The 21212-nt window shown below is 71.6% G+C and carries 19 protein-coding genes and 2 tRNA genes; 9 read left to right on the top strand and 12 right to left on the bottom strand.

Annotated features, from left to right (window positions below):
* Positions 1 to 57: 57 nt before the first annotated feature.
* Positions 58 to 130 (bottom strand) — tRNA-Arg (locus tag LCH29_RS42035).
* A 283-nt stretch (positions 131 to 413) separates the two neighbouring features.
* Positions 414 to 504, bottom strand: a tRNA-Ser gene (locus tag LCH29_RS42040).
* 218 nt (positions 505 to 722) lie between these two features.
* Here LCH29_RS42040 and LCH29_RS42045 point away from each other — a divergent pair.
* Positions 723 to 1172 (top strand): SSI family serine proteinase inhibitor, encoded by a 450-nt coding sequence (locus LCH29_RS42045; protein ID WP_446466950.1) that lies wholly within the window; start codon positions 723 to 725, stop codon positions 1170 to 1172.
* A 212-nt stretch (positions 1173 to 1384) separates the two neighbouring features.
* Complete coding sequence (locus tag LCH29_RS42050; RefSeq protein WP_446466951.1) at positions 1385 to 5800, top strand: PAS domain-containing protein; 4416 nt, start codon at positions 1385 to 1387, stop codon at positions 5798 to 5800.
* Positions 5801 to 5849: 49 nt separating this feature from the next.
* Here LCH29_RS42050 and LCH29_RS42055 read toward each other — a convergent pair whose 3' ends face one another.
* The 8 genes from LCH29_RS42055 to LCH29_RS42090 form a co-directional block, all read right to left on the bottom strand.
* Positions 5850 to 7502: a long-chain fatty acid--CoA ligase gene (locus LCH29_RS42055; RefSeq protein ID WP_446466952.1), complete on the bottom strand. Its 1653-nt coding sequence runs from the start codon at positions 7500 to 7502 to the stop codon at positions 5850 to 5852.
* A gap of 150 nt (positions 7503 to 7652) precedes the next feature.
* A complete protein-coding gene (locus LCH29_RS42060; RefSeq protein WP_446466953.1) occupies positions 7653 to 8183 on the bottom strand; it encodes a SigE family RNA polymerase sigma factor in 531 nt (176 codons plus the stop codon).
* Positions 8184 to 8384: 201 nt separating this feature from the next.
* Positions 8385 to 9233, bottom strand: a complete 849-nt coding sequence (locus tag LCH29_RS42065) for a DUF1906 domain-containing protein (protein ID WP_446466954.1) — start codon at positions 9231 to 9233, stop codon at positions 8385 to 8387.
* 53 nt (positions 9234 to 9286) lie between these two features.
* Positions 9287 to 10453: a lipid-transfer protein gene (locus tag LCH29_RS42070; protein ID WP_446466955.1), complete on the bottom strand. Its 1167-nt coding sequence runs from the start codon at positions 10451 to 10453 to the stop codon at positions 9287 to 9289.
* Positions 10450 to 10869, bottom strand: a complete 420-nt coding sequence (locus LCH29_RS42075; protein ID WP_446466956.1) for a MaoC family dehydratase — start codon at positions 10867 to 10869, stop codon at positions 10450 to 10452. Before LCH29_RS42075 ends, LCH29_RS42070 begins: the two co-directional genes overlap by 4 nt.
* Positions 10866 to 12014 carry an acyl-CoA dehydrogenase family protein gene (locus LCH29_RS42080; protein WP_446466957.1) on the bottom strand — a complete coding sequence of 383 codons (1149 nt, stop codon included), beginning with the start codon at positions 12012 to 12014 and terminating at the stop codon, positions 10866 to 10868. The genes LCH29_RS42075 and LCH29_RS42080 overlap by 4 nt, the downstream gene beginning before the upstream one ends.
* Positions 12014 to 12937 (bottom strand): bifunctional MaoC family dehydratase N-terminal/OB-fold nucleic acid binding domain-containing protein, encoded by a 924-nt coding sequence (locus LCH29_RS42085; RefSeq protein WP_446466958.1) that lies wholly within the window; start codon positions 12935 to 12937, stop codon positions 12014 to 12016. The genes LCH29_RS42080 and LCH29_RS42085 overlap by 1 nt, the downstream gene beginning before the upstream one ends.
* A gap of 29 nt (positions 12938 to 12966) precedes the next feature.
* Complete coding sequence (locus LCH29_RS42090; protein ID WP_446466959.1) at positions 12967 to 14247, bottom strand: acyl-CoA dehydrogenase family protein; 1281 nt, start codon at positions 14245 to 14247, stop codon at positions 12967 to 12969.
* A gap of 390 nt (positions 14248 to 14637) precedes the next feature.
* On the opposite strand from LCH29_RS42090, the gene LCH29_RS42095 reads away from it, so the two are divergent.
* Positions 14638 to 15558 (top strand): bifunctional DNA primase/polymerase, encoded by a 921-nt coding sequence (locus LCH29_RS42095; RefSeq protein WP_446466960.1) that lies wholly within the window; start codon positions 14638 to 14640, stop codon positions 15556 to 15558.
* Between the two features lie 20 nt (positions 15559 to 15578).
* On the opposite strand, the gene LCH29_RS42100 is transcribed toward LCH29_RS42095, so the two are convergent.
* On the bottom strand, positions 15579 to 16142 hold the full coding sequence (locus tag LCH29_RS42100; RefSeq protein ID WP_446466961.1) for a TetR family transcriptional regulator: 564 nt from the start codon (positions 16140 to 16142) through the stop codon (positions 15579 to 15581).
* A gap of 127 nt (positions 16143 to 16269) precedes the next feature.
* On the opposite strand from LCH29_RS42100, the gene LCH29_RS42105 reads away from it, so the two are divergent.
* Both LCH29_RS42105 and LCH29_RS42110 read left to right on the top strand, forming a co-directional pair.
* Positions 16270 to 17172, top strand: coding sequence for an SDR family oxidoreductase (locus LCH29_RS42105; protein ID WP_446466962.1), 903 nt, complete (start codon positions 16270 to 16272; stop codon positions 17170 to 17172).
* A gap of 184 nt (positions 17173 to 17356) precedes the next feature.
* Positions 17357 to 17647, top strand: coding sequence for a hypothetical protein (locus LCH29_RS42110; RefSeq protein WP_446466963.1), 291 nt, complete (start codon positions 17357 to 17359; stop codon positions 17645 to 17647).
* Positions 17648 to 17900: 253 nt separating this feature from the next.
* On the opposite strand, the gene LCH29_RS42115 is transcribed toward LCH29_RS42110, so the two are convergent.
* On the bottom strand, positions 17901 to 18374 hold the full coding sequence (locus tag LCH29_RS42115) for an ArsI/CadI family heavy metal resistance metalloenzyme (RefSeq protein ID WP_446466964.1): 474 nt from the start codon (positions 18372 to 18374) through the stop codon (positions 17901 to 17903).
* A 78-nt stretch (positions 18375 to 18452) separates the two neighbouring features.
* Here LCH29_RS42115 and LCH29_RS42120 point away from each other — a divergent pair, with 78 nt between their 5' ends.
* The 4 genes from LCH29_RS42120 to LCH29_RS42135 are packed head-to-tail and all read left to right on the top strand — an operon-like array spanning position 18453 to position 20884.
* Complete coding sequence (locus tag LCH29_RS42120) at positions 18453 to 18854, top strand: ArsR/SmtB family transcription factor (protein WP_446466965.1); 402 nt, start codon at positions 18453 to 18455, stop codon at positions 18852 to 18854.
* Positions 18854 to 19966 carry an ACR3 family arsenite efflux transporter gene (gene arsB, locus LCH29_RS42125; RefSeq protein ID WP_446466966.1) on the top strand — a complete coding sequence of 371 codons (1113 nt, stop codon included), beginning with the start codon at positions 18854 to 18856 and terminating at the stop codon, positions 19964 to 19966. Before LCH29_RS42120 ends, arsB begins: the two co-directional genes overlap by 1 nt.
* Positions 19959 to 20378 carry an arsenate reductase ArsC gene (locus tag LCH29_RS42130; RefSeq protein ID WP_446466967.1) on the top strand — a complete coding sequence of 140 codons (420 nt, stop codon included), beginning with the start codon at positions 19959 to 19961 and terminating at the stop codon, positions 20376 to 20378. Before arsB ends, LCH29_RS42130 begins: the two co-directional genes overlap by 8 nt.
* Complete coding sequence (locus tag LCH29_RS42135; protein ID WP_446466968.1) at positions 20375 to 20884, top strand: N-acetyltransferase family protein; 510 nt, start codon at positions 20375 to 20377, stop codon at positions 20882 to 20884. Before LCH29_RS42130 ends, LCH29_RS42135 begins: the two co-directional genes overlap by 4 nt.
* The last annotated feature ends 328 nt before the right edge of the window (positions 20885 to 21212 follow it).

Here is a 21212-nt window from a genome sequence, read left to right on the forward strand (position 1 = left end):
GACCCCGAACCCAATCGTGGGTTCGGGGTCATTCCGATGTCCTGCGACATCACACTGCGCGCTCGGCAGGATTCGAACCTGCAACCTCTTGATCCGTAGTCAAGTGCTCTATCCGTTAAGCTACGAGCGCTTGGCTTCCCGGCGGTTTTTCTTGCCGGTCGGCGTTGCGGGGACAACATTACATGACCTGCGCCGTCACGCGAAATCCGTTTCCCTCACCCACTCTGACCTGGGCAAATACCTGTTTTGAGGCTCGTGGGGACCGTCATGGCGACAGGGGAGGAGACCCGGGCGGCGCGGCGCGGGGTGGGTCGGTGGGGCGCCTCGACGGGGTGACGCTGCGGAGGGGGTTCGTCACTCGGAGGGCGGACACACAAGAGCCCCGGTCGCGATCGACCGGGGCTCTCGAGAAGCGGAGGCTGAGGGATTTGAACCCTCGATGGGCTTTAGGGCCCAAACCGCATTAGCAGTGCGGCGCCATAGACCAGACTAGGCGAAGCCTCCAGCACACCGTGCCGCGCGAGCGCGATGTGGTGTGTGCAGATGATGTCACAGCCCAGTGGGATGTCACCAATCGCGGCCTACGGTACTCGGCAGGCGGGCAGGACCGCAAAGCTCTTTGGGCGCGCAATGCCCGGATGGCGGCGCAACGCGCGCGGCGGAGGCGCGTTAGCAGGGGCAGGGGCAGCGCGCCCCGGTCCGATCACACCAGGAGTACTGACATGCCCCTGCTGCATCGCCTCGCCGTCACCACCGCCGCCGCTGTCGCCGCCACCGTGGCCGCGCTGAGCCCCGCGGGGGCCACGCCGCTGCCGCTGCCGATGTCGTACGACGGGGAGAGTTCCGACCGTCTCGTCGTCAGGGTGAGCGAGACGGGCCGGCACTTCGACTCCGTGCGGTACGTGCTGGCGTGCCACCCCACCGGCGGTACGCACCCCCGGGCCCGGGCCGCCTGCCGTCAGCTGGACGCGGAGACCGAGTGGGGCCGGGATCCGTTCGCGCCGGTGCCGCCCGGGGCGATGTGCACGGGTCAGTACGGCGGGGAGGCCACGGCGACCGTGCGGGGGCGCTGGGCGGGCCGTCCCGTCAATGCTCGCTTTACGCGAACGAACGGGTGTGAAATCGCCCGGTGGAACCGTTTCTCGATCGTTTTGCGTCTGCCTGGGAGCTGACCTGGGGATTGGGCCGGGAGTGTGCGGCGGAGGGGGCGGAGAGGTTTGTCCGGGCGTGCGCCGAGACATGCACGTCGTGCTGCGACCTCCCTCTCATCTACCGCCGCGCCCGCCCTTGGTGCCCGTAGACTCCCCTGAGACACTCCACGGACGGGCGGCACAATGACCGCGGGTGTCAGCAAGGTGCGGTAAGTCAGGGAGGAAGCGTCGTCGTGAGCAGCAGGCCATCCCGAGGCGCTGCTCGCCTCGCAGCGATACTCGACGCCCTTCCCGACGCGCTGCTGTTGGTCAACTGCAACGGCACGATCGTCAACGCCAACCACATCGCGCTGGAGTCCTTCGAGACGCCGGGCACCGCGCTCGTGGGTCGTGGTCTGCTCGATCTCCTCCCCTCCTTCGATCCCAATCGGATCCCCGGGTCGATGCGCAGGCCCGCGGAAGCGGAACGGACCAGCGGCACCAAGCCGACCCGGATGATCGCGCGGCGCACCGACGGGACCCAGTTCCCCGTTGAGGTGACCAGCGCGAACGTGGAGGACGGGCGGACTCCGTACGCCGATCAGTACAGCTATACGGGCGACGAGCTGCTGATGCTCATCGTCCGGGACCTGACCGGGACGCTCGACACCGAGGCCGAACTCGCCCGCCAGCAGCGCCAGACCGAGATGATTCTGCGCGCGGCGGCGGAGGGCGTGGTCGGCGTGGACACCGAGGGCAAGGTGGTCCTCGTCAACCCGGCCGCGGCGCAGATTCTCGGTTTCCGGGCCAGTGACCTGGGCGGTCAGGAACTTCACTCTCTTGTACACCACTCGCGCCCGGATGGTTCCCCCTTCCCGTACGAGGAGTCCCCGCTCGCCGACACCCTGCGCTCCGGCCGCAAGCACCGGGTGCGCGGCCAGGTGCTGTGGGCCAAGGACGGGAGCGCGGTACCGGTCGACCTGACGACCGCGCCCGTACGGGACGGCGAGCAACTCGTCGGCGCCGTCATGACCTTCACCGACCGGCGCGCCGAGGAAGCCCTCGCCTCGAAGCACGCCGAGGAGGTGGAGAGCCTCACGGCGCAGCACGGCAAGGAGCTGGAGGAGCTCCGCGACGAGCACGCCAAGGCGCTGGAGGAGCTCCAGGCGCAGCTCGACCGGGAGCGGCAGACGTACGCGGAGCGGCTGGACGCCCTCGCCGCCCGCAACGGCCAGCTGCTCGCGGTGCTGGACCAGTCGCTGCGCGGTCCGCTCCAGGAGCTGCGCAGCGAACTCGGCGTCCTGGCCGACGACCCCGCCGGGCAGCTGTGGCCCGAGGCCAACCAGATCCTGCACCACCTGGCCGCCGGGTACACCCGGATGACCACGCTCGTCGACAACGTCCTGAGCTATCAGCGGCTCGACGCGGACGGCGAGCAGCTGGCCCGGTGCGCGGTCTCGATGGACGAGGTCGTGGCGGCCGGTGTCGAGGGCGCGGTCGAGCTGATCGGCCCGGGGCGCGCGCAGTTCGCCGTGCACGCCCCGCCGATCGAGGCCGAAGTCGACCCGCAGCGGGTGGCCCAGGCGCTCGCCCATCTGATCGCGGACGTGGCCGGGGTCGACTCGACCGGCAAGACGGCCTCGGGCGGGGGCGGCGCGTCCGGGGACTCGACGATCGTGGTCGCGGCGGCGCAGCGCGGCAACGTCGTACGGTTCGAGGTCCGCGGGCCGTACGCGGGCGGCGACCCGGTGCACGAGCCGATCGTGCGCGGGATCGTGCGCCGGCACGGCGGTGTGCTCCAGACGCACGAGATGCCGGGCATGGGCGGGCACGCCTATGTCCTGGAGGTGCCGATCTCGGCGGCGGCCGCGGACCAGGAGCGCGCGAAGGCCGACGCCCAGGCGGCGTCCGGGAGCGCGGACGGTGCGCAGGGCGCGCAAGGCACCCAGGGCCAGGGCACCTCAATCGGCGGAACCGGCGCGTCCACGAGCACGTCCGGCGGCGGCGCGGGCGGCGATGCGAACGGCGCCCCCGGCTCCGGCGATCCACAGAGCGGCGGTCCGGCGGCGGACACGAGCGGCGCGCAGAACCGTTCCGCATCCCTCGCGCTCCCCGCGGAAGCCGGTGCCGATCCGCAGCAGCAGAACGGGCCGGGTGAGCAGGACCAGCCGCGGCCGACCGGGCGGCGCCGGGCGCGCCCGGCGCCCGAGGAGGCCCCGTCGGCGGTCGCGGGCGACGGTACGGACGGCCAGGGCGCCGGTGCCGGTACCGGTGCTGGTGCTGGTGCTGGTGCTGGTGCTGGTCAGCACGGTCCACAAGCTCCGCAGCCGGTCGGCCCCGCCGCGATGGGCGTCGTACCGCCGCAGGGCATGGCCGCTCAGCCGCAGCCCCCGGCGGCGGGCGGTCGGCGGCGCGGCTCCCCGGCCCAGGAGGCCGGGGGTCCTTATCCGGCCCGGGCCCAGCAGGGCGGCCAGAACGGAGGCCGTTCCCCGTTCGCCCTGCCTCCGGCGGCGGCCGACGCGAACGGCCCCGCCGGGAACGGTCCGGGCGCGGCCGGTCCTGGTGAGTCCGCCACGCCCGCGCTCCCCGCCGCCCGCACTCCGGAGCAGCAGCAGCCCGCCTGGGGCGACGCTCCCCAGGACTCCGCCGAGGGCGAGCAGGCGGGCCAGCCCACCGGGCGCCGCCGCGCCCGGCGCCCCCTGTCCGAGGCGCCGAACCGGTCGGTGCCGGAGCAGGGCCAGCCCCAGTCGCAGCCCCAACGCCAGGCGCAGCCCCAGCAGCAGACCGCGAGGGAACCCGGCGTGGCGCGGTCCCCGTTCGCGCTGCCCCCGGCGGCGGCCGACCGCGCTCAGCCCGGTGCGCTGCCGCCCGAGCTGGGCCCGGCAGGGCCCGCCGGGCTGGTCCCGGCACAGCCCGGCGGCCGCGACCCGCGCATCGGCGCCCCGCAGCCGCAGGCCCAGGCCCAGCCGCAGGGCGGTGGCCTGGCCGTACGGGGCGAGCCCGTGCCCCCGGGCGGCACCGCGCGGGGCGGAGGCTGGCCGTCCGGTCCCGGTCAGAGCCCGCAGCAGGCACCGGCCCAGCAGGGCCAGAACCGAGGGCCGAACCAGGGGCAGGGCGGGCCGCAGCCCCCGCGTCCGGGCACGGCCGGGCCGGGCGCCGGTACGGGTGAGTCCGCCATGCCGTCGCTCCCCGCCGCCCACGCCCCCGAACAGCAGCAGCCCGCCTGGGGCGAGACCCCGCAGGACTCGCTCGGCGGCCAGCAGGCGGCCCAGCCCACCGGGCGGCGCCGCGCCCGGCGTCCGCTCGCCGAGGAGCAGCCGGAGCCCGCGCCCGGGGCGCAGCCCCCTGCCCAACAGCAACAGCTGCCCGCGCAGCAGCTGCCTCCCGAGGCACCGCGCAACGCCCCGCCCCAGGGCGCGCCGCAGAACGCACGCCAGGCCCCCCAGGCTCCCCAAAACCCCCAGCAGGGCGCTCCGCAGGGCGCGGACACCACTCAGGGGCGCGCGTTCAGCGTGCGCACGCTGGGCCAAGGGGTGCCGTTCACGCAGCAGGTCAGCGAACACCAGCGCGCTCCCCAGCCGCAGCAGCCCCAGACGCCCTCCGGTGGTACGTCCACCGCGGGGTCCGGCAGGCGGCGCAAGCTGGCCGCCCGGCCCGACATGGCGAACCAGAACGCCTCGGCGGATCTGGAGCCCGCGGGCAGCCGCGCCCACCCCCAGGCCCCGGCGCAGGCTCCCGGCCAGGCCGGGCCCCCGCCCGGAGCGCAGCCGCGGACCCCGCCCGGCCCGGGGCCGCAGCCGCCGCGCCCGGCCTCGCCGCAGAGTTCGGGGCGCGCCTTCGCGATCGGCGCGCCGGACGAGGGCGCGGAGGGACCGGAGCCGCTGGACGGGCCCAACGGGGCCATCGAGATCGTCGACGACCGCACCCCGCCGCCCGACGACGAGCTGCCCCCGGAGCCGCTGGACAACCCGCGCCGCCTCCTGGTGTGGCCCGCGCCGGACATGTCCACGCAGCAGGCGCTGAGCGACCGCGGCTACCGCCCGGTGATCGTGAACTCCCGTGAGGAGGTGGACGCGCAGATCGCCGCGTATCCGGCGGCGCTGTTCGTCGACCCACTGACCGGGCCGATCACCCGGACGGCGCTCCAGTCGCTGCGGGCAGCGGCGGTCGCCGCCGAGGTGCCGGTGCTGGTGACGGCGGGGCTCGGCCAGGCGACGCGGGAGGCGGCGTACGGGGCCGACCCGGCCGTCCTGCTCAAGGCGCTCGCCCCGCGCGACAGCGAACAGCATCCGCCGCGCGTCCTGCTGATCGAGGAGCACGAGCCGATCGCGGCGGCGCTGACGGCGGCCCTGGAGCGGCGCGGCATGCAGGTCGCCCGGGCCGCGACGGACGCGGACGCGGTGGCGCTCGCGGGACGTATGCGGCCGAACCTGGTGGTGATGGACCTGATGCAGGTACGCCGCCGCCGGGCCGGGATCGTCGACTGGCTGCGCGGCAACGGGCTGCTCAACCGCACCCCGCTGGTCGTCTACACCTCCGCGGACATCGACCCGGCGAACCTGTCGCGGCTCAGTTCGGGCGAGACGGTGCTGTTCCTCGCGGAGCGCTCCACGAGCGCGGAGGTGCAGGCCCGGATCGTCGACCTGCTGGCGAAGATCGGCACCAACTGAAGGCGCCGTCAGCCGCTGGAAACCGGCTGACGGCGCGGGACGCACGCCCTCAGTCGAGCGTGGTCACCTCCAGCTCGCCATCCGCGTACCGCTTCCGGATGACCTTCTTGTCGAACTTCCCCACGCTCGTCTTCGGCACCTCCGGGATCAGCGCCCAGCGCTCCGGCAGCTGCCAGCGCGCGATGCGCTGGGCGAGGAACTCCCGCAGCCCCGCGTAGTCCACGGTGGCGCCCTCCTTCAGCACCACCGTGGCGAGCGGGCGCTCGTCCCACTTCTCGTCGGGCACCGCCACCACCGCGGCCTCGGCGACCTCCGGATGGCCCATCAGGTGGTTCTCCAGCTCGACCGACGAGATCCATTCACCGCCCGACTTGATGACGTCCTTCGCCCGGTCGGTCAGGGTCAGGTAGCCGTCCGGGGAGATGGTGCCGACGTCGCCGGTCTTCAGCCAGCCGTCCTGGGTGAACTTGTCCTCCGGCCGCATGGGCTCGCCCGCCGCCCCGCCGTAGTACGCGGCCGCGATCCACGGTCCGCGCACCTCCAGCTCGCCGACCGCCTGCCCGTCCGCGGGCACGACCGCGCCGTCGGGCGCGATCAGCCGGTACTCCACGGAGGCCGGGAACCGGCCCTGCGTCACCCGGTACGGCCACTCCTCCTCCGCCGTGAGCCCGGCGGGCGGATGGGCCATGGACCCGAGCGGCGACAGCTCCGTCATGCCCCACGCGTGCACGACCCGGATGCCGTGCCGCTCCTCGAACGCCTTCATCAGGGACGGCGGGCAGGCCGACCCGCCGATGTAGACATGGGTGAGGCTCGATACGTCCCGTGGCGTGGCGTCGAGTTCGGCGAGCAGTCCCTGCCAGATGGTAGGGACGGCGGCGGCGAGGGTGGGACGGGCGGCCTCGATCATGTCGGCGAGCGGCGCGGGCTGGAGGAAGCGGTCGGGCATCACCATCGAGGCGCCCACCATGAACGCGGCGTGCGGGGTGCCCCACGCGTTCGCGTGGAACATCGGCACGACCGGCAGCAGGGTGTCCTTCCCGGACATGCCGAAGGCCTCGGCGCTGTTGACCTGCATCGAGTGCAGATAGATGGAGCGATGGCTGTAGGCCACGCCCTTGGGGTCGCCGGTCGTGCCGGAGGTGTAGCACAGGGCCGCGGCCTGGCGCTCGTCGGTCACCGGCCAGGGGTAGCGCTCGGGGCGGCCCTCGATCAGTTCCTCGTAGTCGTGGACACTGGCCCGGCACCCGTCCAGCACGGAACGGTCGCCCGGCCCGGTGACGACGATGTGCTCCACGGAACCCAGCTCGGGCAGCAGCGGCGCGAGGAGCGGCAGCAGCGAACCGTTCACCACGATCACACGGTCGGCGGCGTGGTTGATGATCCAGGTCAGCTGGCCGGTGGGCATCCGGAGATTGAGGGTGTGCAGCACGGCGCCCATGGAGGGGACCGCGAGATAGGCCTCCAGATGCTCGCAGTTGTTCCACAGGAGCGTGCCGACGGCCTGCCCCTGCTGGACGCCCAGCTCGTCGCGCAGCGCGTTCGCCAGCCGGGTGGCGCGCAGGCCCACATCGTGGAAGCTACGGCGCTGCGGCTCGCCGCCACCGGTCCAGGTGACCACCTGAGCCGTGCCGTGGGCCAGCGCTCCGTGCTCGAGGATGCGGGTCACGGTGAGCGGTACGTCCTGCATCGTGCTGAGCACCGTGGCCTCCAGGGTTTTACGGTTACGCGCGGGTAGTCCGCCGATTGTGCAAGCGACCGGCCGGTATGTCACTACCCCGCTGGACCCCGGAGACCCCCTGTTCCCCGGAACACTTCGCCCCGGCGCCCTTTGCCGTCGGGACGCCCGCCGTCAGGCCGCGCGGCACAGCTCCGGGTCCTCGCGGAGCTTGCCGAGGGCGCGGGAGACGGCGCTCTTGACCGTGCCGATGGACACCCCGAGCAGCTCCGCCGTCTGGGCCTCGCTCAGGTCCTCGTAATACCTGAGGACGACCATGGCCCGCTGGCGGTCCGGCAGCCGCAGCACCGCGCGCCACATCATGTCGCGCAGGACCTGCTGCTCGGCGGGGTCGGGGGCGGGGACCGGGTCCGGCTCGGGCAGCTCCTCGCACGCGAACTCGTCGACCTTGCGCTTGCGCCACTGGGAGGTCCGGGTGTTGACCAGCGCCCGGCGCACATAGCCGTCCAGCGCCTTGTGGTCCTCGATCCGCTCCCACGCGATGTACGTCTTGGTCAGCGCGGTCTGGAGCAGATCCTCGGCGTCACAGGCGTTGGGCGTCAGTGAGCGGGCGGTGCGCAGCAGCATCGGCCCCCGGGCCCGTACGTACGAGGTGAACGACGGGAACGCGGCGGGGGAAGCCCCTGGGCACACGGTCGTGGTCATGCCCCAACGCTAGGAGTGAGCGGCTCACCGCGGATCGGCCACAAGTGCCGAAGCCGAATCAGCCTGAGGTTGTACGGGTAGGGCTGGCAACACCTCCTGCGGATGGAGAGGGTGGGACTTCCGTCAGGGTTGTGCCCTCGGGGTTGTGCCGTCGGGGATGTGCTGGAGAGAGTCCTCTCCGGCCGACGGTCCGCCGACGGCTCAGCTGATGATCGCGACCGGCGCGTCCACCTTGTTGCGGTCGATCTGGAGCGTCCGGCCGCCGTGCTTCTCCTTCACATTGCCCACGTACTGATGGATACGGCGGTGCGGATGCCAGGCCGTCTTGGCCAGGACCGGCTCACCGGCCAGCGCCGCCTTCCCGTTCCAACGCGCGAACCACATCACGGAGGGGAGATCACGGATCCCCGCCTTCCGGGACTTCTCCAGATGGCGCACCCCGGATTCGGCGCTGCTGTAGAAACCGGGGAAGAAGCCGTGCGACCGCACCTCGCGGTTCCAGCCGCGGATGAAGGAGAGCGTGGTGGCCGCGCAGCTCGCCTTCCCCTGGTCGTACGCCTCCATGTCCAGATAGAGCGCGCTGCGCTTCTTCATCGCCAGCGCCTTCGCGCGGGCCACCGCGTCCTTCCCCTCCTTGCGCCCCTGTGCCCAGGGCGTACTGCCGATGGCGACGTGCCTCTTGTTCTTGTTGCGGACGCACGGGGACTGGGACCCCACGAAGATGGGCAGCACATGCCACCCCATGCTCTTCACCCCGCGCATCCAGGAGACGCTGAGGTTGGGCTGGCTGAGGCAGGCCCGGCCGCGGCCCGCGTAGTAGACGCCGACGGCGCGGTACCGGGAGGCGTTCCACGCCCGCAGGGCGGCGAGCGTGGGGGCGTGGCAGGTGTCGAAGCCCCAGCCCTGGAAGACCTTGGCGCCCAGGGGACGGGGGTCGGGGAGGGCTTCCGCCGAGGCGGAGGCGGGGCCGCTGATCGAGGTGGCCAGCACCGCGATCAGACTGACAGCCCAGCCCATGAACATCCATCTGCTCTTCTTTCCTCGGTTCATATGAGGAGTGAATGTGGACACCGGACGGCCGGTGCCGCAGACACGCGCGTGGTTCAGCCGTCTGCGCCGAGGAGGAGCCCGGATGTCGGTACCCCGGTGCCCGCGGTGACCAGTGCCCGAGCCGCGTCCGGCACCTGGTTGACGGCGGTGCCGCGTATCTGGCGGACCGCCTCGGCTATCCCGTTCATCCCGTGCAGATAGGCCTCGCCGAGCTGACCGCCGTGGGTGTTGAGCGGCAGCGCGCCCTCGGCGACGCATCCGGCCGCCTCGCCCCGCCCGCAGAAGCCGAACTCCTCCAGTTGCATCAGTACGAACGGCGTGAAGTGGTCATAGAGAATGGCCACATCGATGTCGGCGGGGGTCAGCCCGCTGCCGCTCCACAACTGCCGCGCGACCACGCCCATCTCCGGCAGCCCGGAGAGATCGTCCCGGTAGAAGCTCGTCATCTGCTCCTGCGCCCGGCCCGAGCCCTGCGCCGCCGCCGTGATCACGACGGGTGGGCGCGGGAGATCGCGGGCCCGCTCGACGCTGGTGACCACGATCGCCTGGCCGCCGTCCGTCTCCTGACAGCAGTCGAGCAGTCGCAGCGGCTCCACGATCCAGCGGGAGGCGGCGTGATCGTCCAGGGTGATCGGCTTGCCGTGGAAATACGCGGCCGGGTTGGTGGCGGCATGGCTGCGGTCGACGACGGCCACCTGGCCGAAGGCCTCGGGCGTCAGACCGTAGGTGTGCAGATAGCGCTGCGCGGCCATGGCGACCCAGGAGGCGGGGGTGAGCAGGCCGAAGGGCAGCGACCAGCCGAGCGCCGCGCCCTCGGCCGACGGCTCGCGGTGCCGCACCCCGGATCCGAAGCGGCGCCCGGAGCGCTCGTTGAACGCGCGGTAGCAGACGACGACCTCCGCCACCCCGGTGGCGACGGCGAGCGCGGCCTGCTGCACGGTGGCGCAGGCGGCGCCCCCGCCGTAGTGCACCCGTGAGAAGAACGTCAGCTCGCCGATGCCGCATGCCTGGGCCACGGTGATCTCGGGGCTGGTGTCCATGGTGAAGGTGACCAGCCCGTCGACCTCGGCCGGGGCGATCCCCGCATCGCCCAGCGCCGCCCGGACGGCCTCGGCCGCGAGCGTCAGCTCGCTCCGGCCGGAGTCCTTGGAGAACTCGGTGGCGCCGATGCCCACGACGGCGGCCCGCTCTCCGAGCCGGTCCGGCCGGCGGGCGCTCATCGGACCGCTCCGGTCGGGGAGCCGGGGGACAGCTCCACGGTGACCGTGCCGGTCACATGGCGGCCTATGGCGTTCGTCCCGGTCACCGCGACCTCGGCCGTGCCGTCGGCGACCGAGGTGACTTCGCCGGTCAGCACCATCTCATCCCCGGGGTAGTTGGGGGCCCCGAGCCGGATGGCAACCTTCCTCAGGTGGACCCGCGGCCCGAAGTGGTCGGTGATGTACCGCCCGACCAGGCCGTTGGTGGTCAGGATGTTCATGAAGATGTCCGGGGAGCCCTTCTCCCTGGCCGCCTCGGCGTCGTGGTGCACATCCTGGTAGTCCCGTGAGGCGAGGGCGCCGGAGACGATGAGCGTCGGGGTGATCGGAATGCGCAGCGGGGGCAGCGCCTCGCCCGCACGGACCGTGATCGTCATGCGGCCGCCTCCTCCGTGAGCAGGGCGCCCAGCTCGGCCAGCAGCGCGGGGGCGGGGCCCAGGTAGGCGTCCACCTGCCGCCCCCACAGGAAGTGCCGGTGCACCGGGTGCTCCACGTCGGCGCCGATTCCGCCGTGCAGATGCTGACCCGCGTGGACGACCCGTCTGCCCGCCTCACAGGCCCACCACGCGGTGGTGAGCGCATGGGTGGCCGCGGGCAGATGCTGGTCATGGTGCCAGGCCGCCTCGTAGGCCGTCACCCGGATCGCCTCGGTGTCCATATGGGCATCCGCCGCGCGCAGCAGCACGCCCTGCTGGGCGGAGAGCGGGCGCCCGAACTGCTCGCGGACGGAGGTGTGGTGGACCACCCGCGCGACCGATCCCTGGCAGACGCCCGCCTGCAACCCGGCGAAGGCGGTACGGGCCCTGCCCAGCACATCGGCCCAGGTGCCGTCGTCGCCGAGCGGCTCGGCGGGTGCCTCATGGAGCGTGAGCCGCCCCGCGGCCCAGGGTGCGGTGGTCTCAACGGCTTCGGTCCGCACGGGGGATTCGGTCCGCACGGGCGCGCTGGAGGGATGCGCGGCAGGGGCGGGCGGGACTGAGGTGAGCGGGCCTGGGGTGGGCGGGGCTGGGACCGTCTGGGTCTCGATCAGGAAGCAGCGGGTGTGCCCCTCCTCCGTGAGCGCCGGGACCAGCACATGGGTCGCAGCCCGTAACCAGGGGACCACCAGGAACCTGCCGGTCAGCACCCATCCCTCGGTGGTCCGGCGCGCCGAGGCCGTCGGCCGCGAACTGGCCCGGTACGCGGCCGTCGCCACCGCCGTACCGTCCCGCAGGGCGGGCAGCAGCCGCGCGCGCTGCTCCGCGGTGCCATGGACGGCCACCGGCAGCACGCCGTACGCACAGCTCGCCGCGAGCGGCACCTGGGCGGTCACCCGGCCCTGCTCCTCCAGCAACAGCACCAGACCGACCAGGCCGATCTCCTCCACGGCGGCGGGCAGCCCCGCCGCGCAGAGCGCCTTCCACAGTTCGGCGTCGACACCGGTGCCGAGGGCCGACAGCCGCTCATGGGTGGACAGATCGCCGAAGATCTCCGCCGCCAGGTCGCGGGCGGCCTGCTGCTCCGGGGTGGGCGTGAAGTCCATCAGGCCACCGCCCCTCGGAAGACGGGCAGCTCCAGCTCGTCGTCGGCCCGCAGGAACTCCAGCTCCACGGGCATCCCGATGCGCACCTTGTCGTGCGGCACCCCCGTGATGTTGCTGACGATGCGGACCCCCTCGGCCAGCTCGATCAGGCCCACCGCATACGGCGGATCGAAGGCGGGGAAGGGCGGATGGTGCATGACCACATAGCTGAACACCGTGCCCGCCCCGGATGCCGCGACCGTGTCCCACTCCGGCGAACCGCAGCCGCCGCACCCCGGCAGCCAGGGGAAGCGGAGGGTGCCGCATCCGGTGCAGCGCTGGATGAGCAGCTGGTGGGCGGCGACTCCCTCCCAGAACCCCGCGTTGTCCCGGTTGATGACGGGACGCGGGCGCCTCGCCTTGGGCTCAGACTCCGGCTCCGGCTTCTTCTTCGGCCGTACCGGCGCGTACTTGAGGATGCGGAAGCGATGCGTGCCGACCAGCTCACCGCCCGCCCGGATGTCCATCCGCGTGGTGACGAAATGGCCCGTGCCCAGCTTGGTGGTCTTGCGCGGCGACACCGACTCGATCACCGCGTCGAAGGTGATCCGGTCTCCCGGGCGCAGCGGCCGCAGATACTCCTGCTCGCAGTCCGTGGCGACGACCGAGGTGCAGCCCGCCCCGTCGAGCAGCGCCAGCAGCTGGTCATACGCCTCCGACCGGGCCGAGCCGCCGGGGTGACCGCCGAGTCCGCCCATCGTCCACGCCTGGAGCATCGTCGGCGGTGCGATGCCCGGATAGGCGGGGTTGGTGTCGCCCATCGCCTCGCACCAGTGCCTGATCATGGGCTCGTTGACCGGGTCCCTGCCCTCGCCGCCGCTCGCGGCCACTCGGCCCTCGTACGCCCTCAGCCTCTCGTACAACTCCTCCGGCGCAGCGCTCATCGCCGCCCCGGTTGTCGTCGCCTCAGCTGTCATCGCCGCCCCCGCCGCATGCCGAGCCGCATCGTCGCCACGATCTCCCTCTGCACCTCACTCGCACCGCCCCCAAAGGTGTTGATCTGCGCGGCCCTGTTCATCCGCTCCAGCTCGCCGTCCCCGAACGCTCCCGGCGACCCCGACCGGATCAGCCCCGCCTCTCCCGCGATTTCCTGACACAGGGAATACACCGCGACCGCGCTTTCGGTTCCGGCGAATTTGACGCCGCTCGCGTCGCCCGGGCTCAGCGTCCCCGCCCCCACGTCCCCGACCAGCCGCCAGTTGAGCAGCCGGGTCGCCGCCAGCCGGGCGTGCGCCTCCGCCAGCCGGGCCCGTACCCAGTCCTGGTCGGCGGGGCGGGCCCCGGTGTCCGGGTCCGGGGTACGGGCGTGGGCGAGGACGGCCTCGTAGAAGTCCTCGGCCTGCATGCCGATGGCGGCGAGCGCGACCCGCTCGTGGTTGAGCTGCGTGGTGATCAGCCCCCAGCCGCCGTTCTCCTCACCGACGAGATGGCCGGCCGGGACGCGGATAGCGTCGTAGTAGGTCGCGGTCGTGGTCAGGCCCGCGACAGTCTCGATCGGCGTCCAGGAGAAGCCGGGGGCGTCGGTCGGCACCAGGATGATCGAGATGCCCTTGTGCTTGGGCGCCGCCGGGTCTGTGCGGCAGGCGAGCCAGATCCAGTCGGCGTTCTGGGCGTTGCTGGTGAAGGTTTTGGCGCCGTCGATCCGCCACGACTCGGCGCCCGCGCCATCAGGATCGGCACTGGTGCCGAAGCCGGTCCGGTGCCCCTCGTTCGCCCCGCTTCCGTTCGCCCCGCTTCCGTTCGCCCCGCTTCCGTTCGCCCCGTTCACCTCGCGCACGGCCTTCGTGCGCAGCGAGGCGAGGTCGGTTCCGGCCTCCGGTTCCGAGTAGCCGATGGCGAAGACGATCTCCCCGCTGAGGATGCGCGGCAGGAAGAACCGCTTCTGCTCCTCGGTGCCGTACCGCATCAGGGTCGGGCCGACCGTGTTGAGCGTGACCATGGAGACCGGCGCGCCCGCCCGGTACGCCTCGTCGAAAAAGACGAACTGTTCGTCGGGGCCGCGCCCTTGGCCACCGTACTCGACCGGCCAGCCGAGTCCGAGCAGCCCGTCGGCGCCGATGCGCCGCAACAGCCGCCGCTGGGCTGTCGGGTCGCCGGGCAGGGCCGCACGGGTCTCCGGTGTGATCAGCTCGCGGAAGTAGGCGCGGAGTTCCTCGCGCAGCTGCTGCTGGCGGGGTGTGGGGGCGAGGTGCATGAGCAGCGGACTCCCCTGGGCTCGACGGCGTCGTACGACCGCACGGAAAGCTTTCTGACTATCCGTCAGATAAATTGACGCTGTCAAGCACTGTCAAGCGCCGCCAAGCACGACCGCGCGGCGGCACCGAAGCGCCGCCGCGTGACCGTAAACGACCTCACCCGTCCCGTTCACTCAATGAATCACCACTACTCACTCGTGCCGGTCATCCGCGAACACCTGCCATGACGGAAAGTTGCCCACCCGTCGGCAGACGAAGCGCACCGAACGACGTATTACCACGCAAGCATGATGAACTCCGTTCAAACCTCCGACGCACCCCCGCGCCCCGGACTGCCACGACGCGCCGACCCTCTTCCCCTTATCGGACAGTTGTCCGAAAATGGGGACATGGCGAACACCGCACTCGCCCACGCTCTCGCCGCCGCGGCCCATGGCTTCCGCGTCATCCCACTGACCCGCGCGAAGCTGCCCGCCGTGCGCTCCCCTCACCACCACGACCCAGTCCCCCTGCCCTGTCGCGGCGCCTGCGGGCGGCTCGGCCACGGCGTCCACGACGCGTCCGCCGACCCGGAGGCGATCCGGGCGCTGTTCGCCGCCGCCCCCTGGGCCACCGGCTACGGCATCGCCTGCGGCCGCGCCCCGCACCACCTCATCGGCGTCGACCTCGACCTCAAGCACGAACCGCGCGTCGACGGCGCCGCCGCACTCGCCCGACTGGCCCGCCGGTACGCGTTCACCGTCCCCCACACCGTCACCGTGCTCACCCCCGGCGGCGGGCGCCACCTGTGGCTATGCGGGCCGCCCGGGCTCAACGTCCCCAACTCCGCGGGCCGGATCGCCCCCGGCATCGACATCCGCGGGACGGGCGGCTACCTCGTCGGCCCCGGCTCGGCCACCTCACGCGGCCGCTACCGCCTGGCGCCCGGCTCCCCCGCCTGGCGCCCCGCCCCCGTCCCACCCGAGCTGCTCACCCTGGCGCGACCCCCGGTGCGTACACCGCCGGAGCCGGCGACGGCCCGCCCGAGTGCCGTCGGAGCGCCGGGGCGTGACGCCGCCCTCGTACGGTTCGTCCGCGAATCCCAGGAGGGGCGGCGCAACGACCGGCTGTTCTGGGCCGCCTGCCGGGCGTACGAGGCGGGTGTGGGCGACGAACTGGCCCCGGCCCTCATCGACGCCGCGCTCCACACCGGGCTGACCCGGCGCGAAGCGGAGGCCACGGTCGCGTCCGCGGCCCGTAGCGCCACCGGCAGCGCGGGCAGGACCGGCCGCACGGGCAACACGGGCAGCACCCTGCCGCCGGTGGCATGACCGCCGGGCGGGGGCGCCCCTCAGCCTGCGGTCGCGGCCTTGAGGTGATCGACGGAGTCCTGGATGACGTCGGCCAGCGTCCGCCCGCCGGGCTCGCCGATCCAGCGCTCGAACGCGATCTTGAAGACCGCGACCCCCGCCTCGGCGGCCAGGCTCGCGGTGGGCTCCGGGACACCGCGCCGACGTAGCGCGTCGGCCGTGGCGGAAGCGAGCGCGGCGAGCTTCAGCAGTTCGCGTTCCTGAAGTCCGGCATTCGCGACGATCACGGTCTGGCGTTGCCGGGAGAACTCTCGACGCTCTTCGAACCGGGCAGAGACGGCCTGGAGCGCCTTCGCCACCGCATCGAGGGGAGCCGTGGTTTCGGGCGCGCCGACGATGGTGTTCACGCAGGTTTCGAGCAGCTCGTCCTGGCCCGAGAACAGCACTTCGCGCTTGTCGGCGAAGTGGCGGAAGAACGTCCGCTCCGTGAGGCCCGCCCGGTTGGTGATCTCCGCCACCGTCGTCTGCTCGAACCCCCGCTCGACGTAGAGCTCCAATGCCGCCCGTTGCAGTCGCTCACGCGCGCCCGGCTCCCATCGACCCATGGCCTCGATCCTAGCGCGATGACAGTGACTGACATCGCAGTGGTACGCTGCCGATGACAGTGACTGACATCGACTTGTCCGGGCGCGCCCTGCGCCGAGGACGGGCCACTACTGGGAGGTCTCACTGATGCGTGTTTTCGTCACCGGCGCGTCCGGCTTCATCGGCTCCGCCGTCGTTCCCGAACTCCTCCGCGCGGGCCACCAGGTCCTCGGGCTCGCCCGCTCGAATGCCTCGGCCGAGGCCATCGCCGCAGCCGGCGCCGAGGTGCACCGCGGCGCCCTCGACGACCCCGACAGCCTGCACGCAGGCGCCTCCGCGGCCGACGGGGTCGTGCACCTCGCCTTCATCCACGACTTCTCGGACTACGAGGGCGCCGTCAAGGCCGATCTGCGCGCCATCGAGACCTTCGGCGCCGCCCTCGAGGGGACCGAGCGCCCCCTCGTCGTCGCCTCCGGCCTGCTCGGAATCGCCCCGGGACGGGTCGCGACCGAGCGGGACCGGCCCGGCCTCTCGACCGCGGGCCCGCGGGAGGCCGGCGCGCAGGCGACGCTGGGCCTCGCCGAACGCGGCGTCCGCTCATCCATCGTGCGTCTCGCGGCGTCCGTCCACGACGAGGGCGACCACGGCTTCGTCCCCCGGCTGATCGACATCGCCCGCGAGAAGGGCGTCTCCGGCTACATCGGTGACGGGACCAATCGCTGGCCCGCGGTCCACCGTCTCGATGCCGCGCGGCTGCTCCGGCTGGCCGTGGAGAACGCCCCGGCGGGGTCGGTCCTGCACGGCACCGCCGAAGAGGGCGTACCGCTGCGCACCATCGCGGAGGTGATCGGCCGTCACCTCGACCTGCCGGTGGTCTCCATACCCGCCGAGGAGGCGCACGCGCACTTCGGCTGGCTGAGCCGCTTCCTCGCCGCCGACGTCGCAGCCTCCAACGCCGTGACCCGCGACCTGCTGGACTGGCACCCCACCGGCCCCGGCCTCATCGACGACCTCGACCGGGGCCACTACTTCGGCGCTCAGCGCGCCTGACGCCTCCGTGCCACGGGTGGGTGGGGCCTCCGGACTTCTGGTTCCACCCGCATGGTGCGTACGGAGCCACCGCCCCTTCTCCGCACTCACGCGAGCCGTGAGCGCCCGTCAAGCGACGGTCGCCAGCAATGGGTCAGGAGGCGGTTGGCGTCTCCTCCGGATCGTGTCTGAGCAGGAGGCAACGATGCGTCGTATCGGACTTGTGGCGGCGTCGGCGATGGGTGCAGTGGCCCTCGCCCTGCCGTCAGGAGGGTCGGCAGCGGCCGCCGACGGCACCTTGACCGTCGGCCTGATCCCGCACACCAACCCGAGTGGCTGTTACACGACGAACGTCTGGCCCATGGTCGTGGTGAACCACACCAACCAGACCGCCACCGTCTTCGATCTTCCGAACTGTCAGGGGCACCGGGTCGCCCAGGTCGGGCCGAACGAGGCCCGCACGTTCGAGTTCGGCACGAGCCTCTCCATCCCCTGACGGGAGACAGCAGACATGCGGAAGGGGTGCCCCCGCACCAGGAACACCCCTTCCGACCAGCTATAACACCAGCCTCGGCGGAGGCTGTGGGATGTGAACCCTCGGTGACATCGCTGCCACGACGGTTTTCAAGAGGGCTGTAGCCAGAACGACGGCTACAGCCCTGACCTGTTTAAACGTCCTCTTCGCCTACTCGCCGACATCTCTTTGGTCCACCACTGGTCCACGGCTACAGAGCGACCAGATCCGCGGCTCAGCTTCCGCACCCGCACCCTGCGGCGGCTTCACCCTCCTCAGGCTTCGGCTGGCTGGTGCAGCAGGCGTCGGCGGTGTCGAGTGCCGCGCTCTTGCCCATCTGGTCGGCGTCGCCCTTCACCACGTAGACCTCCCAGGGCTCCTGGCCGGGGCCGTGCACCCACACCTTGTCCTGGAGGGCGTAGCAGCAGGAGGTGTCGTTTTCCTCGAAGGTGGCGAGTCCGGCGTTCTTGAGGCGGTCAGTGGCGCCGGTGACCTGGTCGGTGGACGTGACCTCGACGCCGAGGTGATCGAGTCGGGTTTCCTGGCCCGCTTCGCCTTCGATCAGGACCAGTTTCAGCGGCGGCTCGGTGATCGCGAAGTTGGCGTAGCCGGGGCGGCGCTTGGCTGGCTCGACGCCGAAGAGCTTGGAGTAGAACGTCACTGAAGCGTCAAGGTCGGGCACGTTCAGGGCGAGCTGCACGCGGGACATGGCGGTCTCCCATCGGCCTATATCGATGTCTGTCAATGCAAGATTGCACCTTGGATCGAAAAACGTCAACATAGAGGAATGTCGAAACAAGACCTCGTGGTACTCGGCCAGGACGGCGCCGACGGCTGCTGCCCCGGACTCCTGACCGCCCCGTTGGATGAAGCACAGTCCGTTGAGCTGGCGAAGGTGTTCAAGGCACTGGGCGACCCGATCCGGTTGCGTCTGCTGTCGATGATCGCTTCCCGGGCCGGGGGCGAGGTGTGCGTGTGCGACCTGACCCCCGCCTTCGATCTGTCGCAGCCGACGATCTCCCATCACCTGAAGCTGCTGCGGCAGGCCGGACTGATCGACTGCGAGCGCCGGGGCACCTGGGTCTACTACTGGCTGCTGCCGGAGATGACCGACCGGCTTGCCGGGATCCTCACCCGCCCCGCCGGGCAGCCACTGCCCGACCGTGCCGGGACGGCGGTGGACGCCTGATGACCACAGAGACCACGACCGCGCCGGTTGCCGCGCGCCTGTCGTTCGTGGACCGCTTCCTCGCGGTCTGGATCCTGCTCGCGATGGCCGCCGGACTCGGCCTGGGGCGGCTCGTTCCCGGCCTGGGTGACGCCCTGGCGAAGGTGACCGTCACCGGCATCTCCCTGCCGATCGCGCTCGGCCTGCTGGTGATGATGTACCCGGTCCTGGCCAAGGTCCGCTACGACCGCCTCGACACAGTCACCCGGGACCGGCGCCTGCTGCTCCCCTCGCTCCTGCTGAACTGGGTCCTCGGCCCGGCCCTCATGTTCGCGCTCGCCTGGATCCTCCTGCCGGACCTGCCGGAGTACCGGACGGGCCTGATCATCGTCGGCCTGGCCCGCTGCATCGCCATGGTCATCATCTGGAACGACCTGGCCTGCGGCGACCGCGAAGCCGCCGCTGTCCTCGTCGCCCTGAACTCCGTCTTCCAGGTGATCGCCTTCTCCGCGCTCGGCTGGTTCTACCTCACCGTGCTGCCCGGCTGGCTCGGCCTGGAACAGACCGGTCTCGACATCAGCGTGTGGGAGATCGCCCGCAGCGTGCTGATCTTCCTCGGCATCCCCCTGGTGGCAGGCTTCCTCACCCGACGTCTCGGCGAGAAGGCCAAGGGCCGGGCCTGGTACGAGACCACGCTCGTCCCGAGGATCGGCCCGTTCGCCCTCTACGGGCTGCTGTTCACGATCGTCGTCCTGTTCGCCCTCCAAGGCGACGCGATCACCTCACAGCCGCTGGATGTAGCCCGCATCGCGGTGCCGCTACTGGTGTACTTCGCCGTCATGTGGGCCGGATCCATGGCACTGGGCAAGGCCGTGGGCCTGGACTACCCGCGCTCAGCAACGCTGGCCTTCACCGCTGCGGGCAACAACTTCGAACTCGCCATCGCCGTCGCCATCGCCACCTTCGGCGCCTCCTCCGGCCAGGCCCTGGCCGGAGTCGTCGGCCCGCTCATCGAGGTCCCCGTCCTGATCGGCCTCGTCTACGTGGCCCTGGCCGCCCGCCGCTACTTCTCCCAACCCACCGCCATCACTGCTGAGAGCACACTCGCCCAGAAGGGTTCCGCCCGTGTCTGATCCCCAGAAGCCCTCGGTGTTGTTCGTCTGTGTCCACAACGCGGGCCGTTCCCAGATGGCCGCCGCCTTCCTCACCTACCTCGCGGGCGACCGCATCGAAGTCCGCTCCGCAGGTTCCGCACCCGCCGAGCACGTCAATCCCGCCGTGGTGGAAGCGATGGCGGAAGTCGGCATCGACATCGCCGCAGAGACCCCGAAGGTACTGACCTCCGAAGCCGTGCAAGCGTCGGACGTGGTCATCACCATGGGCTGCGGAGACGCCTGCCCCTACTTCCCCGGCAAGACCTACCTGGACTGGAAGTTGGACGATCCGGCTGGGCAGGGCGTCGCGGCGGTGCGGCCGATCCGTGACGAGATCCGAACCCGAATTCGGAGCCTGGTCGGCGAACTCACTGAGGGAGGCCGCGGGTGACCCTCCACACCGGGACACTCCGCATCACCGGCCTGACGGCCGAGCACGCCGATGAAGTCCTAGCGATCTACCAGCTCGGCATTGACGAGGGCAACGCCACCTTCGAGACTGCCGCACCCCTTTGGGAAGCATTCGACGCGGCCAAGCTCGCAGACCACCGACACGTCGCGCTGGACCACGACGGGAGCGTGCTCGGCTGGGTCGCCGCCACGAAGGTGTCCGACCGCTGCGCGTACGCAGGTGTCGTCGAACACTCCGTCTACGTTCACCCCGCCGCGCGCAATCGCGGGGTCGGGCTCGCGCTTCTGAATGCGTTGATCGCCTCCACGGAGACGGCAGGCATCTGGACCATCCAATCCGGCATCTTCCCCGAGAACGCCGCCAGCCTCGGCCTGCACCAACGCGCGGGCTTCCGTATCATCGGCACCCGCGAACGCATCGGCCGCCACCACGACGTATGGCGCGACGTCGTCCTCATCGAGCGACGGAGTCCGCGAATTACCTGAGGCCATCGCAGTGCCGACCTTCCGCATGCAGCCTCGCCGAGGTGCCAGACCTCATCGCCGAACTCGGCGCTGAAGCACGCTGACGGTCGTTCCGATCCGCACATCCGGTTCTCAAGATCGCCGACCCACGGCACATGGCTCCGGTTGTTCGGCCGCCGCTTCCCGCTTCGCTAACTCCTTTCACGGAGGTGTTTCACGATCTTGAGCTAGCCCCGAATGCGTCGATCGTCTAGAAGGCTGCTGAAAATCTTGTCGAGGGGCTGTCCGGCTGCGGGCCGGGCGGCCCTTTTCGCTATGCGGTGGCCGGGGTGAGGTGCCAGGTGTTGCT

The organism is Streptomyces sp. BRA346 (assembly GCF_052851135.1).

Bases quoted from the DNA above. Each gene is read 5' to 3' on its own strand.
- LCH29_RS42045 (WP_446466950.1), top strand. From the start codon at position 723: ATGCCCCTGCTGCATCGCCTCGCCGTCACCACCGCCGCCGCTGTCGCC.
- LCH29_RS42060 (WP_446466953.1), bottom strand. From the start codon at position 8,183: ATGACCACGACCGTGTGCCCAGGGGCTTCCCCCGCCGCGTTCCCGTCG.
- LCH29_RS42065 (WP_446466954.1), bottom strand. From the start codon at position 9,233: ATGAACCGAGGAAAGAAGAGCAGATGGATGTTCATGGGCTGGGCTGTC.
- LCH29_RS42070 (WP_446466955.1), bottom strand. From the start codon at position 10,453: ATGAGCGCCCGCCGGCCGGACCGGCTCGGAGAGCGGGCCGCCGTCGTG.
- LCH29_RS42075 (WP_446466956.1), bottom strand. From the start codon at position 10,869: ATGACGATCACGGTCCGTGCGGGCGAGGCGCTGCCCCCGCTGCGCATT.
- LCH29_RS42080 (WP_446466957.1), bottom strand. From the start codon at position 12,014: ATGGACTTCACGCCCACCCCGGAGCAGCAGGCCGCCCGCGACCTGGCG.
- LCH29_RS42085 (WP_446466958.1), bottom strand. From the start codon at position 12,937: ATGAGCGCTGCGCCGGAGGAGTTGTACGAGAGGCTGAGGGCGTACGAG.
- LCH29_RS42090 (WP_446466959.1), bottom strand. From the start codon at position 14,247: ATGCACCTCGCCCCCACACCCCGCCAGCAGCAGCTGCGCGAGGAACTC.
- LCH29_RS42095 (WP_446466960.1), top strand. From the start codon at position 14,638: ATGGCGAACACCGCACTCGCCCACGCTCTCGCCGCCGCGGCCCATGGC.
- LCH29_RS42100 (WP_446466961.1), bottom strand. From the start codon at position 16,142: ATGGGTCGATGGGAGCCGGGCGCGCGTGAGCGACTGCAACGGGCGGCA.
- LCH29_RS42105 (WP_446466962.1), top strand. From the start codon at position 16,270: ATGCGTGTTTTCGTCACCGGCGCGTCCGGCTTCATCGGCTCCGCCGTC.
- LCH29_RS42110 (WP_446466963.1), top strand. From the start codon at position 17,357: ATGCGTCGTATCGGACTTGTGGCGGCGTCGGCGATGGGTGCAGTGGCC.
- LCH29_RS42115 (WP_446466964.1), bottom strand. From the start codon at position 18,374: ATGTCCCGCGTGCAGCTCGCCCTGAACGTGCCCGACCTTGACGCTTCA.
- LCH29_RS42120 (WP_446466965.1), top strand. From the start codon at position 18,453: ATGTCGAAACAAGACCTCGTGGTACTCGGCCAGGACGGCGCCGACGGC.
- arsB (WP_446466966.1), top strand. From the start codon at position 18,854: ATGACCACAGAGACCACGACCGCGCCGGTTGCCGCGCGCCTGTCGTTC.